A 14,571-nucleotide genomic window follows, 5' to 3' on the forward strand; every position below is an offset into this window, starting at 1 on the left:
AAGAGCATGCTCGCCGGTCTGATCGTGACGGCCGTCGGCCTCGCATTCCGAGGCAAGACATGGGCGTCCGTGGTGCTTGCTGTCGGGATCGCCGTGATTGTCGGAGCCTGCGCGTACATCCTTCTGGGAATCATGATGTCCCACGGGTCAGGCAGGGGGTCAGGGGGCTACTGTGAGCCCGGCCTGACTTGCGAGCCCCAGTAGCGGCGCGCCCGTTGCCGGATCCCCATCGGCAGAGTGAATACGACTTCTCCGCCGGGCTAGGCGGGCCGCATTGCAGCCGACAATGATCACGAAGCGCAACATGGCGCTGAACCACACCTTGCTCATTCCTTCTCCCTGCGACCGTGCGTGGGCAACGTACGCCTCGGTGGCGCTGGCAGACGCCAGGGACCGCCATCGTCCATGCGACTTGTTCCGCTGAAGGATTCCTCAGTCGAGACGCCGGAGTTCATCGAGCGCGGTGCGGCCCGACGCCCTCGGGAATCCCCCGGTGGAGGTGCGGTGCGTAGACGAGCTTGTGTGTGCGGCCGTCGAGCACCGAGGATTCGATGAGGTCCAGATCGAACTCCGCTCCGCCGTGGAAGAGCGCCGCACCCCCTGCCCGACCCGAGACGGCGGGAAACATCATGACTTCGATCCGGTCGACGAGGCCGGCAGCGAGCAGCGCGCGGTTCAGCGAGATGCTCCCGTGCGAACGCATCGGGACATCCGTGGTGCGCTTCAGCCGCTCGATCGCGGTCACCGCGTCGTCGTTGACCACCGTCGAGTTTTGCCATCCGAGCGGCGCTTCGAGCGTGCTGGAGAACACGATCTTGGGCAGTGCGTTCAGGCTGTCGTAGTACGGTTCGTCGAACATGGTCACGAACTTCCGGAACAGCCGGAACGTGGTGGTGCAGAAGAAGTCGACCGTCAGCGTGGCGCTCATTGTGCTGCTTCCTTTCCTTCGTGCCGCCGCCGTTGGGCAGCTCCACTACTGCTACGAACGCCGCCGCCTCGATCCGACATCGCCGTCGGGACTCCTTCGGGAACCCCCGCGGATTCCTCAGCCCAGCGCGGCGACAATCGCCGCCAGAGTCCTTTCGGGCGTTCCGTTGGCGTCGACCCAGATGGCAGCGGGGCGGCTCGCACGCAAGTCGGCCAACGACTGGACGAGCCGTGCCGAGTCTCCCGGACCGACAAGGCGGCCGTTGATCGTGTGCTCGGGGCGGGACGGGAAGTCCGCGCGGCCGGCCAGCCGGAGGGCAAGGTGTTCGATATCGAGGTCGAGGATGAATTCGTGGAATGACGCCGATCGACGTACGGCGAAGTCCTGAAGGGCTTCGATGAAATCGGTGCGGGCGAGGTACTGCCCGACGAAGACATCCCGCCCGGATGCGAGCTGCTCGTCGGCGATGGCCAGCGCCAGCCGCCTTGCGTGGAGACCGGAAGCATTTGGGTCTTCCTCCCATCCGCCGAGTGCATGCTTGATCTGATCGATGTCCAACGCCAGCGACAGCGGGGCCCGCTGGGCGAGGGCGTCAGCGAGCGTAGACTTGCCCGACCCCGGGGCACCATTGATCAGGACAAGACGGGCCACAATCCCCAGATTAGCCAGTGAGACCCCGCAGTCGACAAAGCCAACGAAACGGCAATCCGGCGAGATGCACTGCGGACGCCTCGCGCAGTCCTCATGGGCCGCGCCCACGGCGGCCCAGAGCCGGCGTGATGCCCCCGCATCGCGCACCGCACGGTGCGCCTTCGCGGCCGGTGCCGCAACCCCGGCCTCGACGAGCGCCGTCGCGAGGCCGATCCGCCGGCCGGCCCCGGTACCGGGCCCCGGCGATCGCCATCGTGCACACGGTCCCGGCGAAGCCCGGCGCGGTGAGCCCGGCCCGGGCGTACTCGCCAAGGAGCCCCTCGAGGTCGAACGCGACACCGTGCCCGGCCAGGACTGAGCCGTCCAGAACAGCGAACAGGCCCGCGGCGATGCCGTGGAACGGCGGGGACGCGTCCAGCTGTCCCGTGCTCCCAGGGACCGCGGGCGCTCTCGTGCGGGCGTCAGTGTTGGTCTTGGCGCGCGATGAAGACTTCGCGGATGAGGAGCATGACGGCGGCCGCCGTGGGGATCGCAATGAGCGCGCCGAGGACGCCGAGGAGGCTGCCGCCGGCGATGACCGAGATCACGGCGACAGGACCGGGCACCGCGACGGCCCTCTGCATGATGCGCGGCGAGACGAAGTACGCCTCGAACTGGAGGTAGGCGAAGTACGCGATGCCCAGGACGAGCGCCGTCTGCCAGCCCTGCGTGAGCGCGACGAGGACGATCGTCGTGCCCGCGACCACGCCTCCGACGAGCGGGATGAACGCGAGGAAGCCGACCACGAACGCGAGCAGGGCCGCAAACGGGACGTGCAGGATCGTCATGACGATGAAGGCGAACGTCGCGTTGAGCACGGCGACGCAGACCTGGCCGATCACGTAGTTGCCCACGCCGCGCGTGATCTCCTCCGAGAGCGCCTCGACGCGTGCCCGGCGCGTGCGCGGGGCGAGCCGGTAGGCCCACACCTTCATGGCCGGCAGGGCCGAAAGGAAGTAGAGGCTCAGGACGAGGACCACGAGCGAGCCGAACGCCGTGTTCGCGATCGTTGAGCCGACGCCGAGGACCCCGCCGAAGACGTCCGTGATGGCCTGGGAGTTCTGCCCGAACTTCTGGAGCTCGTCGGTGACGCGCTGCTTGATGCCGAACTGCTCGTCGACGCTCTTGTAGAAATCCGAGTGCAGGAAGTCGGTGATCCAGCCGGGGAACGCGGTGACGAGCTGCGTGATCTGGTCGACGAGCGTGGGGATGAGCGTGCCGAAGAACGCCGCGAAGACGCCGAGGAGGGCCACTAGCGTGACGACGATTCCGAGGGCGCGCGGGAGGCGCCGGCCCTCGAGCCAGCGGACTACGGGATCGAGGCCGAGCGCGATGAACAGCGCGGCGAGGATCCAGACGAGCAGCTGCGTCGTGTGCTGGGCAATGTAGTAGAGCGCAAGGGCGATGCCGACCCCGACCGTGCCCATGAACCCCACGTAGATGGGGTGCTTCGAGGACATGCGGGGACCGGGAGCGCCGAAGCCGCCTTCGGCCGCGGCCTCGTCGCCCTCCTGGACGGGCGGCATGAGGAAGCGGACGCGTGGCTGGGCCCCCGGCAGCGGGCGGCGCAGCCGGTTGGCGAAGTTGCGCATGTCCCAGTGCAGGCGGCCCTCGTCGGCGGATACTTCCTCAGTGCCCGGACGAGGTTCGTCGCCGGGTGTCGGACGGGGTGCGTCTGCCACTGTCAATGCCTTCCCATGGGCTCTCACGCCACCCTATCAGCCGCGCCGTTCCGGGCTTTGGAGGGGGTCCCGGGGGCGCTGCCGGACCGCTAGGGCGAGGACCCGAGTGGGCCTTCAGGTCACGATTTGGTTACCATTGAGTGATCCCCTTCCCCGACGTGAGGTGTTTTCTGTGCGAGTCAAGACCGCAGCCGCGCTCCTGCTGCTGGGCCTGATAGCTCTCGTGGCCGGTATCGGCCAGCTGACTTTCTGGGCGCCTCCCCAGACGGTCACCGCGACGCTGCCGGCCGATGCCAAGGCGGCCCCGCTGACCGTGATCGACACGAAGCTGCGCAGCCTCCGCGGCGGCGAGGCAGAGGTGACGATCAAGGGCGACGGCAACTTCGTCCTTGCCACGGGGCGTCCCGACGACGTCGCGGCATGGGTTGGCAAGACGGCCCACACGACGATCGACGGCGCCTCAGCGGACGGGAAGCAGCTCACGGCCAGCTTCACGGATGGAGAGCCGAGCGCGCCGTCTCCCGCCACGGCGGACACGTTCGCGACGGCACAGAACGCCTCCGGCTCCCTCGACTACCGCTGGGACCTCCCGGACGACGGCGACTGGCAGCTCGTCCTCGCGTCGGATGGCACCAAGCCCGCGCCGCACGAGGTCACGATAACGTGGCCGAGCAACGAGACTAGGCCGTGGGCCGTCCCGCTCATCGTCCTCGGCGCGCTCCTCGCTGCAGCCGCCGTCGCGTTCTTCGTGATCCGCAGGGGCGGGCCCGGCGCCCGAAAGCCTGCCACAGACGCAGCCCCTCAGCAGGGTCCGGCGTCTGCGGGAAGCGCCCCCGAACGGGCCGAGCGCCGCTCGGCCAAGCGGGTCGCATCGGCGGCCATCGCCGTCGTCGTCGCCCTTGTCACCGGTGCGGGGGCCGCGCAGGCCACGACCGCGCCGAGCCCCTCGGGGTCGGCGAGCACTGCGCCGTCCGGCTCGTCCGCCTCGGCGAGCGCGGCCGCCCCGCAGGAGAAGGTGCTCGTCGACGAGCAGCTCCAGCGCATCCTCGATCAGGTGGCCAATACGGTGGCCGCGGGCGACCAGGCCAAGGACGCGAAGCAGCTCGAGCCGCGCGTCGCCGAGTCCGCGCTCCTCGCGCGCACCCAGAACTACAAGATCCGGGCCTCCGTGGCCACGACCGGGGCGCTCAACCCAGTCCGCTCCTCGCGGCTCCTCACGAGCGTCCTCACGGTGCAGCGCGCGTGGCCGCGCACCGTCGTCGCCGTGACCAAGGGCGACGGCAATGCGACGCCGCAAATCCTGACGCTCCGCCAGGACGACGCCCGCGCGAACTACAAGCTCGTGGAAGCCTCGCCGCTCCTGCCCGGGGCGACGTTCCCCGGCGCGCTCAAGGCCGGATCGGACCAGCTTGCGCTCGATGCGAAGAACGGCTTGGCCTACTCGCCGAACGAGGCGCTGCGCGGACTCGGAGACCGGCTCACGAGCCCGGACGCGTGGAAGGACAAGATCCCGGACAACGCGTACATCACGGACACGCTGGGCTACGAGTCGGACATCGTCAAGGCGAGCCCGAACGGGGACCTCACGTTCCGGCACAATCCGACCGCCAATGACGCCGTGGCCTACCGCATGGCGGATGGCGGCGCGATCCTCGTAGCCCCGCTTGACTTCACGATCGAGGGAACGCCCAAGTCCTCGGGGGACAAGCTCACTGTCGCCGACGACGCCGCTGCGCTCGCGGGCGGCAAGGAGGCCACCACGAAGATGAGCCTCCAGTTCCGCGAATCCGTGGTCCTCTACATCCCGGCCGACGGGGCGAAGGGGCAGCTCACGCTTCTCGCGGCGACGCGCAACCTCGTGGGGGCGAGCGTCGGCTGAGCAGCTGAAAGGCTTGCCTGAGCCGACTTCGCGAGGGGCGGAACCGCTGTGAGCGGTTCCGCCCCTCGCACTATGGTGGAGCCATGAGCGTTCCCGGTTCTCGCAATCCCAGCAACGTGCCCTCCGCGAGCCTTCGCGGCGGCGTCGACCTCTCCGCGCTCAAGGCGCGCGCGACCGCGGCCCCGCCGCAGCACGCCCCGCGTCCCGCCGCAGCGGCGAGTGGCGAGGGCACCGCGGACCGTCCGGGGGAGGAAAGCACCGGGGCCCAGGGTACTGGCCAGGCGGTCGAGATCAACGACGCGAACTTCCCGGAGATCGTGCAGCGCTCGTCGGAGGCGCCGATTGTCGTGCTCCTGTGGGCCCAGTACTCGCCCGAGTCGCAGCGGGTCCGTGACGAGCTTGGGCCGCAGGTCGCCGCATACGGCGGGCGCCTCGGCTACGCCACCGCGGACATCGAGTCCTTCCCGGAACTCGCCCAGGCCCTCGGCATCCAGGCCGTTCCGACCGCGATCGCCTTCCTCAAGGGGCAGCCGATCCCGCTCTTCCAGGGTGCCGCGGCGCCCGGCCAGTCCCGGCAGCTCTTCGACGAGCTCCTGCGGGTCGCCGAGGCGAACGGCGTCACCGGGACGGTCGACGGCGCTCCGGCCGGGCCCGTCGAGGAGCCTCCCCTTCCGCCGCTTCACGCCGAGGCGTACGAGGCCCTCGATCGCGGCGACCTCGCCGGGGCCGAGGCCGCCCTCACGAAGGCCGTCGCCGAGCAGCCTTCCGACCACGAAGCCAAGGCCGCGCTCGCGCAGGTTCACCTCATGATGCGCGTCCAGAACCTCGGGCAGGACGACGCTGACCAGGCCCGCCGATCCGCCGCGGAGCGCACGGACGACGTCGAAGCCCAGCTTGTCGTCGCCGACCTCGATGTCTCGGGCGGCCACGTCGAGGACGCCTTCGCACGGCTCGTCGGTTTCATCAGCCGAAACTTCGGCCCCGAGCGGGAGACGGCGCGCGTGCGGCTCCTCGAGCTGTTCGAGGTAGTCGGGACGACGGATCCGCGCGTGAGCTCGGCTCGGCAGCAGCTCGCCCGCGCCCTGTTCTGACCCTGTTTCTGCGCGGGACCTGAGCCCGGCCCCATCGTCGGCCTCATCCTCATGGCCTCATCCTCTCGGCGGATCCGCTCGCGCGGGCTCGCTTGCTAGCGTGTGGACATGACCGTGCCCAGCTATGCCGCGCCGAGTCGGGGCCCCGGCGAATCGGCCCTCTCCCTGCGGGGGCTCGTCAAGTCGTTCGGCGGCAAGCCCGCCGTCGAGGGAATCAGCCTCGAAGTTCCCGCAGGCTCGTTCTACGGCCTCGTGGGCCCCAACGGCGCGGGCAAGACGACGACGCTGTCGATGGCCACGGGCCTCCTGCGCCCCGACGCGGGAACCGCCATCGTGCTCGGCGTCGACGTCTGGCGCGACCCCATCGCGGCGAAGCGGCTCATGGGAGTCCTGCCGGACGGGGTCCGCCTCTTCGACCGCCTGAGCGGCGAGCAGCTCATCACGTACGCGGGCCTCCTGCACGGCCTCGATAGGGCGACCGTCGCGCAGCGGACGGGCGAGCTCCTCGAGGCCTTCGACCTGGCCGCGGACGCGCGCACGCTCGTCGTCGACTATTCGGCCGGCATGACGAAGAAGATCGCGCTCGCGGCCTCTCTCGTCCACGCGCCGAGGCTCCTCGTGCTCGACGAGCCGTTCGAGTCCGTCGACCCAATCTCCGCCGCGAACATCCGCGGCATCCTCACGGACTATGTGCGCTCGGGAGGCTCGGTGATCGTCTCGAGCCACGTCATGGACCTCGTCCAGCGCATGTGCGATCACGTCGCGGTCGTCGCGAAGGGCCGCATCCTCGCGGCCGGAACGGTCGACGACGTCCGTGCGGGTTCGACGCTCGAGGATCGGTTCGTCGAGCTGGTCGGCGGCCACGGGCCGACGGAGGGCCTCTCGTGGTTGCACACCTGATCACCCTCAAGCTCGTGCTCCTGCGGAACGGGCTGCGGCGCAGCGTCGGCCAGCTCGTGGGACTCATCGTCGGCGCCCTCTACGGGCTCGGCATCCTCGCCCTCGCCATCGCGGGTCTCATCGGCCTGCGCCTCGCGGAGGTGCATCTCGCGGGGACGATCCTCGTCGTCGCGGGATCCGCGCTCGTGGTGGGCTGGGCCCTCTCGCCGATCGTCGTCTCGGGGGTCGACCTCACGCTGGATCCCGGGCGATTCGCGCTGTTCCCCATCCCGCTCCCGAAGCTGCTCGTGGGGCAGGCCGCTGCCGGGGTGATCGGCATTCCCGGCGCGTGCACGGCGCTCGCGCTGGCCGCGACCACGGTGACGTGGGCCCGCGGCCCCGCCACCTTCGTCGTGGCCGCGGTGAGCGCCGTCGTCGCGCTCGGGCTGTGCGTGGTCCTCAGCCGGCTCGTGGCGAGCGCCGCGACCGAGCTCGCGACGTCTCGGCGCTTCCGCGAGGCAAGTCGACTGCTCCTCATGATCCCTCTCATGCTCCTCGGGCCCATCATCGCCTTCACTGCGCGGGGTATCGAAACGAACGTCACCGTCTTCACCGCGATCGCAGGCGTCCTCGCGTGGACGCCCGTCGGTGCCGCGTTTGCCGCCCCCGCGGCGTTCGCCGCCGGGAATGGCTTTGAAGGCCTGGCCCAGCTCATCATCGCCGCGGCGTCCCTGGTCCTCGCCGCGTGGCTCTGGTCCCGCGCCCTCGCGCGGGCCCTCGTGACTCCGGCCAGCCGCGCGTCGTCCGGGAGCATGCCGGCCGCCCGCCGCGGGCTGGGCGCATTCGGCTGGATGCCGGCGACGCCGGCCGGGGCGGTTGCCGCCCGATCGCTCACGTATTGGATCCGCGATCCGCGATACGGTGCCGCTCTCATCCTCGTGCCGCTCATCCCGGTCCTGCTCTACTTCTCGTCGACCCAGCGGCACAACTCCGAGGTCTTCCTCCTCTCGGGGCCGATCTCCGCCTTCCTGCTCGCGTGGTCGCTGTCGACAGATGTCTCGTACGACTCCACGGCCTTCTCGCTCCATCTGGCGGCGGGCGTCAGGGGTCGCGACGACCGCTGGGGCCGCGCCCTCGCCCTCATGACCTTTGCCCTCCCGGCCTCGCTCGTCATCACGTTCATCCCGTTCTTCTTCGCGGGACGGTGGGAGCTCCTCCCGGGATACCTTGGCCTTGCCCTAGGAGTGCTTCTCAGCGGCGCGGGGCTCGCGTCGACGGTGTCGGCCCGGTACACGGTCGCCGTTCCCCTTCCGGGCGAGAGTCCGTTCAAGAGGGCGCCGGGGAACAGGATGCAGACCCTCTTGGTCCAGCTTGGCGGGATGATCTGCCTCGGCGTTCTCGTGGTCCCCGAGATCGTGCTCGTGGTCCTCACCGCCGTCACGGGAGCGCCGGGATTCGGATGGGCTGCACTCGGAGCGGGCCTCGCGCTCGGCGGGGGACTCTTTGTGGGCGGGATCCTGCTAGGCGGCGCGTGGCTCGACCGGCGGGGCCCCGAGGTCTACGCGTCGCTCGTGCGGGCGGGCTGAGGGCCCTGTGCCGCGTCGCGGCCGTGTCGGCCCCCATTGCTAGCATTGACGCATGAGCACAGCCGACCCCTTCGATCCGTACGCAAACGATCCTCGGGACCCGTCCACCTCGGGCTCGACGGCGACGATCGAGCGCGAGGAGGTCCGCGAAGAGCTCGAGCCGGGCGATCGCGAACGCTTCTCCCACTACGTCCGCAAGGAGAAGATCATGGAGTCCGCCCTCACGGGCGAGCCCGTGATCGCCCTCTGCGGCAAGGTCTGGACGCCGGGCCGCGACCCGAAGAAGTTCCCGGTCTGCCCTACCTGCAAGGAGATCTACGAAGGCCTGCGCCCGGGCGGCGACGGCGAGAACTCCTGAATGGGAGCTGGGGCCCGCGGTGAGTCCCGCGGGCTCATGTCCCGGGCCTACCGGGGGCTCGTCGTCGGGCTGCTCGCGATCGTCACGTGCAGCGCCTTCGAGGCGATGGCCGTCACGACCGCGATGCCGGTCGTCGCAGGCGAGCTCGGCGGGGCCCGTGCGTATGGCCTCGCCTTCTCGTTCTATCTCACGGCGTCCATGGCGGCGACGGCCACGGCCGGCTCGTGGTGCGATGTCGCGGGCGCCCGGCCCTCGCTCCTGACAGGCCTCGGCCTCATGACGGCGGGCCTGCTCCTGTGCGGCGGCGCGTGGGACTTCGGTGCCTTCACGCTCGGACGGATGGTCTCCGGCGCGGGTGCCGGGTTCATGATCGTGCCCGTCTACGTGATCATCGGGCAGGCTCTGCCCGCCCCGCTCCAGCCCGTCCTCTTCGGCTGGTTCTCCGCGGCATGGGTCGTGCCATCGCTCGTGGGGCCCTACGTGTCCGGCCTCTTGGCCGAGCACGGGCTCTGGCGTTGGGCCTTCTTCGGTGTCGCGCCGATCGTCGTCGTTGCCGTGCTCCTCACGTGGCCGCGCGTGCGGGGCCTTGGTGCACCCGAGGCGAGGTCTATGGCTGCGGGCGAAGGACGACGGCGCGCCCTCCTGGGCCTTGCGCTTGCCGTCGGCGTCGCGGCGGCGCAGTGGGCGTCGCAGTCGTCGACCGACCCCGGCGTGCGGGATGCCATGGGACCCCTTGCCCTCGGTGCGATCGGGGTCGCGGGGGTTGTCGCCGTCGTCCTGACGATTCCCCGCCTTCTGCCCGCTGGCGTCGTCCGAGTCGCTCGAGGACTGCCCGCGGTCATCGTCGTGCGCGGTCTTCTCACGCTGGCCTTCTTCGGAGCCGAGGCGTTCATCCCGCTCATGCTGGTGGACCGCTACGGGCTCGAGCCATCGATCGCGGGGCTCGCGCTGACGGGCGGGGCGCTCGGATGGACCGCGGGCTCGATCGTGCAGACGAAGGGGTGGCTCACACGCCCCACCTACCTCGTGGTGGGCCCCGCTCTGCTCGGCGCGTGCATGGCGGCGGTTGCGGCTGTCGTCGCCTCTGGCGCCACGCCGTGGCTGCTTGCCGTCGCGTGGGCCGTGGCCGGGATGGGCATGGGGCTCGCGACCACGACGACGTCCGTCCTGCTCCTCGACCTGAGCGACGAGGCCGAGCGCGGGCGCAATTCGGCCTCGCTCCAGTTGGCCGATATGCTCGGTGGAGTGATTGGAACCGCCGGAGCCGGAACGCTCTACTCCCTGCTGCTGAACCCGGACAGGACTCCGCAGCCCGGCACGTTCGCGGTGCTCGTCGGCGCTCTCGCCGTCTCCGCTCTCGTCGGTGCCGCAGCCGGCACGAGGACGCGCACGCCGTCGCCCGTCGTTCGCGAAGCGGGCCGCGCGTGACGGAAACGCTTTTCGGCGAACTTGACCCCACCCACCCCGCAGGGCCTTCGCAGGTTTCTCCCACCCACCCCGCAGGGCCTCCGCAGGTTTCTCCCACCCACCCCGCAGGGCCTCCGCAGGTTTCTCCCACCCACCCCGCAGGGCCTCCGGCCGCTCCCTTGCCCGCAGCCGCCCCCGCGGCGCCGTCGCTGCCTCCCGCCTATCCCGAGCGGGCGGCATGGGGCACCGCGCCGAAGCTCCGCGCATGGCAGCAGGAGGCGCTCGACAAGTACGTCGACGCCGCACCACGGGACTTCCTCGCGGTCGCGACGCCGGGTGCCGGCAAGACGACGTTCGCGCTCCGCATCGCGTCGACGCTGCTCGAACGCGGGGTCATCAATCGCGTCACCGTCGTCGCGCCGACCGATCACCTCAAGCGGCAGTGGGCCGACGCCGCCGCGCGCGTGGGGATCGCGATCGATCCGAACTTCAAGAACTCGGACGGGAAGCACGGGCGCGACTTCCGAGGCGTGGCCGTCACGTACGCGCAGGTCGCGAGCAAGCCGCTCCTGCACCGCGCGAAGACCGAGGCCGCGCGCACGCTCGTGATCCTCGACGAGATCCACCACGGCGGAGAGTCGCTCTCGTGGGGCGACGGCCTGCGCGAGGCGTTCGACCCCGCCGTCCGCCGGCTCGCGCTCACGGGAACCCCGTTCCGCTCCGATACCTCGCCGATCCCGTTCGTGGACTACGTCGAGGACGCTGACGGGATCCGCCGCTCGAAGTCCGACTACACCTACGGCTACGGGCAGGCCCTCCGGGACCACGTGGTGCGGCCGGTCATCTTCATGGCGTATTCCGGGCAGATGCGATGGCGCACGAGCGCGGGCGAGGAGATGGCCGCGTCCCTCGGCGAGGCCGCGGTGACCAAGGACGTCACGGCTCAGGCGTGGCGCACGGCCCTCAACCCGCAGGGCGAGTGGATCCCGGCGGTCCTCGCGGCGGCGGACCGCCGGCTCACCGAGGTCCGTCGTACTGTGCCGGACGCGGGCGGCCTCGTCATCGCGACCGACCATGAGGACGCCCGGGCCTACGCGGGCCAGCTCAAGAAGATCACGGGGCAATCCCCGGCTGTGATCCTCTCGGACGACGCCAAGGCCTCGAGCCGCATCGAGGAGTTCTCCGAGGGCGACGCGCGGTGGATGGTGGCCGTGCGCATGGTGTCCGAAGGCGTCGATGTGCCCCGCCTCGCCGTGGGCGTGTACGCGACGTCGACGTCGACGCCGTTGTTCTTCGCCCAGGCTGTGGGCCGCTTCGTCCGCGCGCGCAAACGCGGCGAGACGGCGTCCGTCTTCCTGCCTTCGGTGCCGCAGCTCATGGCGCTCGCGAACTCGATGGAGGCCGAGCGGGACCATGCCCTCGACCGCCCATCCTCGGACGAGGACGGGCTCATGGACCTCGAGGAATCGCTCATGGACGAGGCCAATCGCGAGGAGAAGGCGTCCGACACCCTCGAGAAGGGCAAGTACGAGGCACTGGAATCCCAGGCGGCGTTCGACAGGGTCCTGTTCGACGGCGGCGAATTCGGCATGGGCGGCGACGTGGGCTCCGACGAGGAGCTCGATTTCCTCGGCATCCCGGGGCTCCTCGACGCTGATCAGGTCGCGACGCTCCTGCGGCAGCGGCAGCAGGAGCAGGTTTCTCGGCGCAAGAGCGCGGGGCCCACGTCCTCGCCGGGAGGCATTCCCGACCATCGCCGCCTCATGGACCTCCGCAACGAGCTCGCGAAGAACGTCTCTGCGTGGAGCGCGCGGACCGGCACGCCGCACGGCGTGGTCCACACGAAGCTGCGCGAGCTGTGTGGCGGACCCGCCGTGGCGCAGGCAAGCGAGGAGCAGCTGACGGCGCGGCTCAAGAAGCTCCAGGGATGGTTTGTGGGGCGGGCGTAGCGCGTGCGCTCCGTTCGGTGGTCGCCTCCCGTGGTTGGTTGGGCCGGACCCGCGGGTGGTGACGGTTGGACGGTGCTGCGCCCGTCAGGCGAGGCGAACGCCCGCGGCCTCGAGGTCGTGGAACGTTGGCCCGAGGTCGTCGGAGATGCCCGCGCAGAGGTCCTTGAGCACGGTCGTGCGGTAGCCGGCCCGCGCAGCGTCGAGGGCGGTGGCCCTGACGCAGTAGTCGGTCGCGAGGCCGGCAACGTCGACGTCGGTGATGCCGTGCCGCGAGAGCCACTCGTCGAGGCCGGGGGAGTCGTCCGATGTGCCCTCCGCGTCTCCCGCTTGCGCGAGGTGCCCCTCAAAGCCCGAATAGGCCGCGGCGTACTGGCCCTTGCGGAACATCGCGTCGACGCTTGAGACGTCGAGGTTCGGGTGGAAGGCCGCCCCGCGCGTGCCGGCAACACAGTGGGGGGGCCACGAGTCCACGAAGTCAGGCGTGTCGGAGAAGTGCTCGCCGGGATCGATGTGCCAGTCCTGCGTCGTCACGACGGCCCCGTACTCGCGCGCATGGTCCGCGACGTGCTGGGAGAGGCGCGCGGCGACGGCGGCCCCGCCGTCGACCGCGAGCGAACCTCCCTCGCAGAAGTCGTTCTGCACGTCGACGATGATGAGTGCCCGTTTCATGGCTCCATTCTCCAACGCGCGGGCGGGCACGGAGCCGTCAGCTCTCGACGTACACCGTGGGAATCACGGGTTCGCCGCGGTGCATTCGTCGGGCCGCGGGCGGGAGCTCGGCGAGGGAGGCCTCGTGGCGCGCCCGCGCGCGCTCGACTCCTTCAGGTCCCGTCCATCCCGGCACGAGCTCGCCGTCCTTGACGAACTGCTCGAGGAGCGGGCGGTCGTTGCCGTCGCCTTCGGGGGGCTGCCCGACACCGACGATCTCGGCGATCGCGAGCCCGTCCTCGCCGAGCTGCCGCAGCGCGTACTTGCGCCCGCCGACGGTCTGCTTGTTCTTGGCGGCCTTGGCGACGGACACGAAAACGCCGTCGTCGTCCGTGCGGCTCACGAGCTTGTAGACCATGGAGGCGGTCGGGGCGCCGGAGCCCGTGACGAGCGAGGTGCCCACCCCGTACGAGTCGACGGGGGCGGCCGCGAGTGCCGCGATCGCGTACTCGTCGAGGTCCGAGGTCACGACGATGCGGGTGTTGACGTTGCCGAGTTCGTCGAGCAGGCGGCGCACCCAATGCGCCTGCCCGATGAGGTCGCCCGAATCGAGCCGCACCGCGCCCAGGCGACTGCCCGCGATGTCCACGGCCGTGCGGACGGCGGCCTCGACGTCGTACGTGTCCACGAGCAGCGAGGTGCCGGGCCCCATCGAGGCGACCTGCGCCTCGAACGCCTCGCGCTCGGAATCGTGGAGCAGGGTGAAGGAGTGCGCGGCTGTGCCCACGGTACGCAGCCCGTAGCGAAGGCCCGCGGCGAGGTTCGAGGTGCTCGCGAAGCCCGCGACGACGGCAGCCCGCGCCGCGGCGACCGCCGACTCCTCGTGCGTTCGACGCGAGCCCATCTCGATGCACGGGCGGCCATTCGCGGCGATCGTCATGCGCGACGCGGCCGAGGCGATGGCCGAGTCGTGGTTGAGCACTGACAGGAGGTACGTCTCGAGGATGCACGCCTCGGCAAACGTCGATTCGACGATGAGGACCGGTGAGTTCGGGAAGTACGCCTCGCCCTCGGCGTAGCCCCACACGTCGCCGGAGAATCGATAGTCTGCAAGAAAGTCCAGGGTCTCGCGGTTCACGACGCCGGTGCGCTCGAGGAACGCGAGCTCCTCGTCCTCGAAGCGGAACCCGACGATCCCTTCGAGGAGCCGCCCGGTTCCCGCGACGACGCCATAGCGCCGGCCGTCGGGGAGCCTCCGCGCAAACACCTCGAACACGGCCCGCCGGTGCGCCGCCCCCGAATGCAGGGAGGCCTGGAGCATCGTGAGCTCGTAATGGTCGGTGAACAGGGACGTGCGGGGCGCTTCGTGGCGGGCGGGGCCCCGGTCGGTCGAAGAGGTCACGGGCTTCACTTTAGCGGCGGTGCCGAGCGGGTGGGGCTGGTTGGCGGGCTGCGAGGGTGGGTGGGCGGGCTG

The 14,571-nt window shown here is 70.5% G+C and carries 12 protein-coding genes; 7 read left to right on the top strand and 5 right to left on the bottom strand.

Annotated features, from left to right (window positions below; all coding sequences use genetic code 11):
* Positions 1–451: 451 nt before the first annotated feature.
* The 3 genes from SPF06_RS15390 to SPF06_RS15400 all read right to left on the bottom strand — a co-directional run bounded on the left by SPF06_RS15390 (position 452) and on the right by SPF06_RS15400 (position 3,300).
* A complete protein-coding gene (locus SPF06_RS15390; RefSeq protein WP_323280005.1) occupies positions 452–928 on the bottom strand; it encodes a dihydrofolate reductase family protein in 477 nt (158 codons plus the stop codon).
* Positions 929–1,045: 117 nt separating this feature from the next.
* Positions 1,046–1,726 carry an AAA family ATPase gene (locus SPF06_RS15395; RefSeq protein ID WP_323280006.1) on the bottom strand — a complete coding sequence of 227 codons (681 nt, stop codon included), beginning with the start codon at positions 1,724–1,726 and terminating at the stop codon, positions 1,046–1,048.
* Between the two features lie 314 nt (positions 1,727–2,040).
* Positions 2,041–3,300 carry an AI-2E family transporter gene (locus SPF06_RS15400; protein ID WP_428985775.1) on the bottom strand — a complete coding sequence of 420 codons (1,260 nt, stop codon included), beginning with the start codon at positions 3,298–3,300 and terminating at the stop codon, positions 2,041–2,043.
* Positions 3,301–3,472: 172 nt separating this feature from the next.
* On the opposite strand from SPF06_RS15400, the gene SPF06_RS15405 reads away from it, so the two are divergent.
* From SPF06_RS15405 to SPF06_RS15435, 7 genes are all read left to right on the top strand, one after another.
* The gene (locus tag SPF06_RS15405; protein WP_323280007.1) at positions 3,473–5,179 is read left to right on the top strand and encodes a DUF8094 domain-containing protein; all 1,707 of its coding nucleotides are present in this window, start codon (positions 3,473–3,475) and stop codon (positions 5,177–5,179) included.
* 83 nt (positions 5,180–5,262) lie between these two features.
* On the top strand, positions 5,263–6,270 hold the full coding sequence (locus SPF06_RS15410; RefSeq protein WP_323280008.1) for a tetratricopeptide repeat protein: 1,008 nt from the start codon (positions 5,263–5,265) through the stop codon (positions 6,268–6,270).
* 108 nt (positions 6,271–6,378) lie between these two features.
* On the top strand, positions 6,379–7,170 hold the full coding sequence (locus tag SPF06_RS15415) for an ABC transporter ATP-binding protein (protein ID WP_323280009.1): 792 nt from the start codon (positions 6,379–6,381) through the stop codon (positions 7,168–7,170).
* Positions 7,155–8,735 (top strand): transporter, encoded by a 1,581-nt coding sequence (locus SPF06_RS15420; RefSeq protein WP_323280010.1) that lies wholly within the window; start codon positions 7,155–7,157, stop codon positions 8,733–8,735. The genes SPF06_RS15415 and SPF06_RS15420 overlap by 16 nt, the downstream gene beginning before the upstream one ends.
* Before the next feature lie 52 nt (positions 8,736–8,787).
* Positions 8,788–9,093 (top strand): DUF3039 domain-containing protein, encoded by a 306-nt coding sequence (locus SPF06_RS15425; protein ID WP_323280011.1) that lies wholly within the window; start codon positions 8,788–8,790, stop codon positions 9,091–9,093.
* Positions 9,094–10,521, top strand: coding sequence for an MFS transporter (locus SPF06_RS15430; protein WP_323280012.1), 1,428 nt, complete (start codon positions 9,094–9,096; stop codon positions 10,519–10,521).
* Positions 10,522–10,679: 158 nt separating this feature from the next.
* Complete coding sequence (locus tag SPF06_RS15435; protein ID WP_323280013.1) at positions 10,680–12,449, top strand: DEAD/DEAH box helicase; 1,770 nt, start codon at positions 10,680–10,682, stop codon at positions 12,447–12,449.
* A gap of 84 nt (positions 12,450–12,533) precedes the next feature.
* Here SPF06_RS15435 and SPF06_RS15440 read toward each other — a convergent pair whose 3' ends face one another.
* The gene (locus SPF06_RS15440) at positions 12,534–13,118 is read right to left on the bottom strand and encodes an isochorismatase family protein (RefSeq protein WP_323280014.1); all 585 of its coding nucleotides are present in this window, start codon (positions 13,116–13,118) and stop codon (positions 12,534–12,536) included.
* A 37-nt stretch (positions 13,119–13,155) separates the two neighbouring features.
* The gene (locus SPF06_RS15445) at positions 13,156–14,499 is read right to left on the bottom strand and encodes a nicotinate phosphoribosyltransferase (protein WP_323280015.1); all 1,344 of its coding nucleotides are present in this window, start codon (positions 14,497–14,499) and stop codon (positions 13,156–13,158) included.
* Positions 14,500–14,571 lie beyond the last annotated feature (72 nt).

This window comes from Sinomonas terricola, assembly GCF_034931225.1.
Lineage (GTDB): Bacteria > Actinomycetota > Actinomycetes > Actinomycetales > Micrococcaceae > Sinomonas > Sinomonas terricola.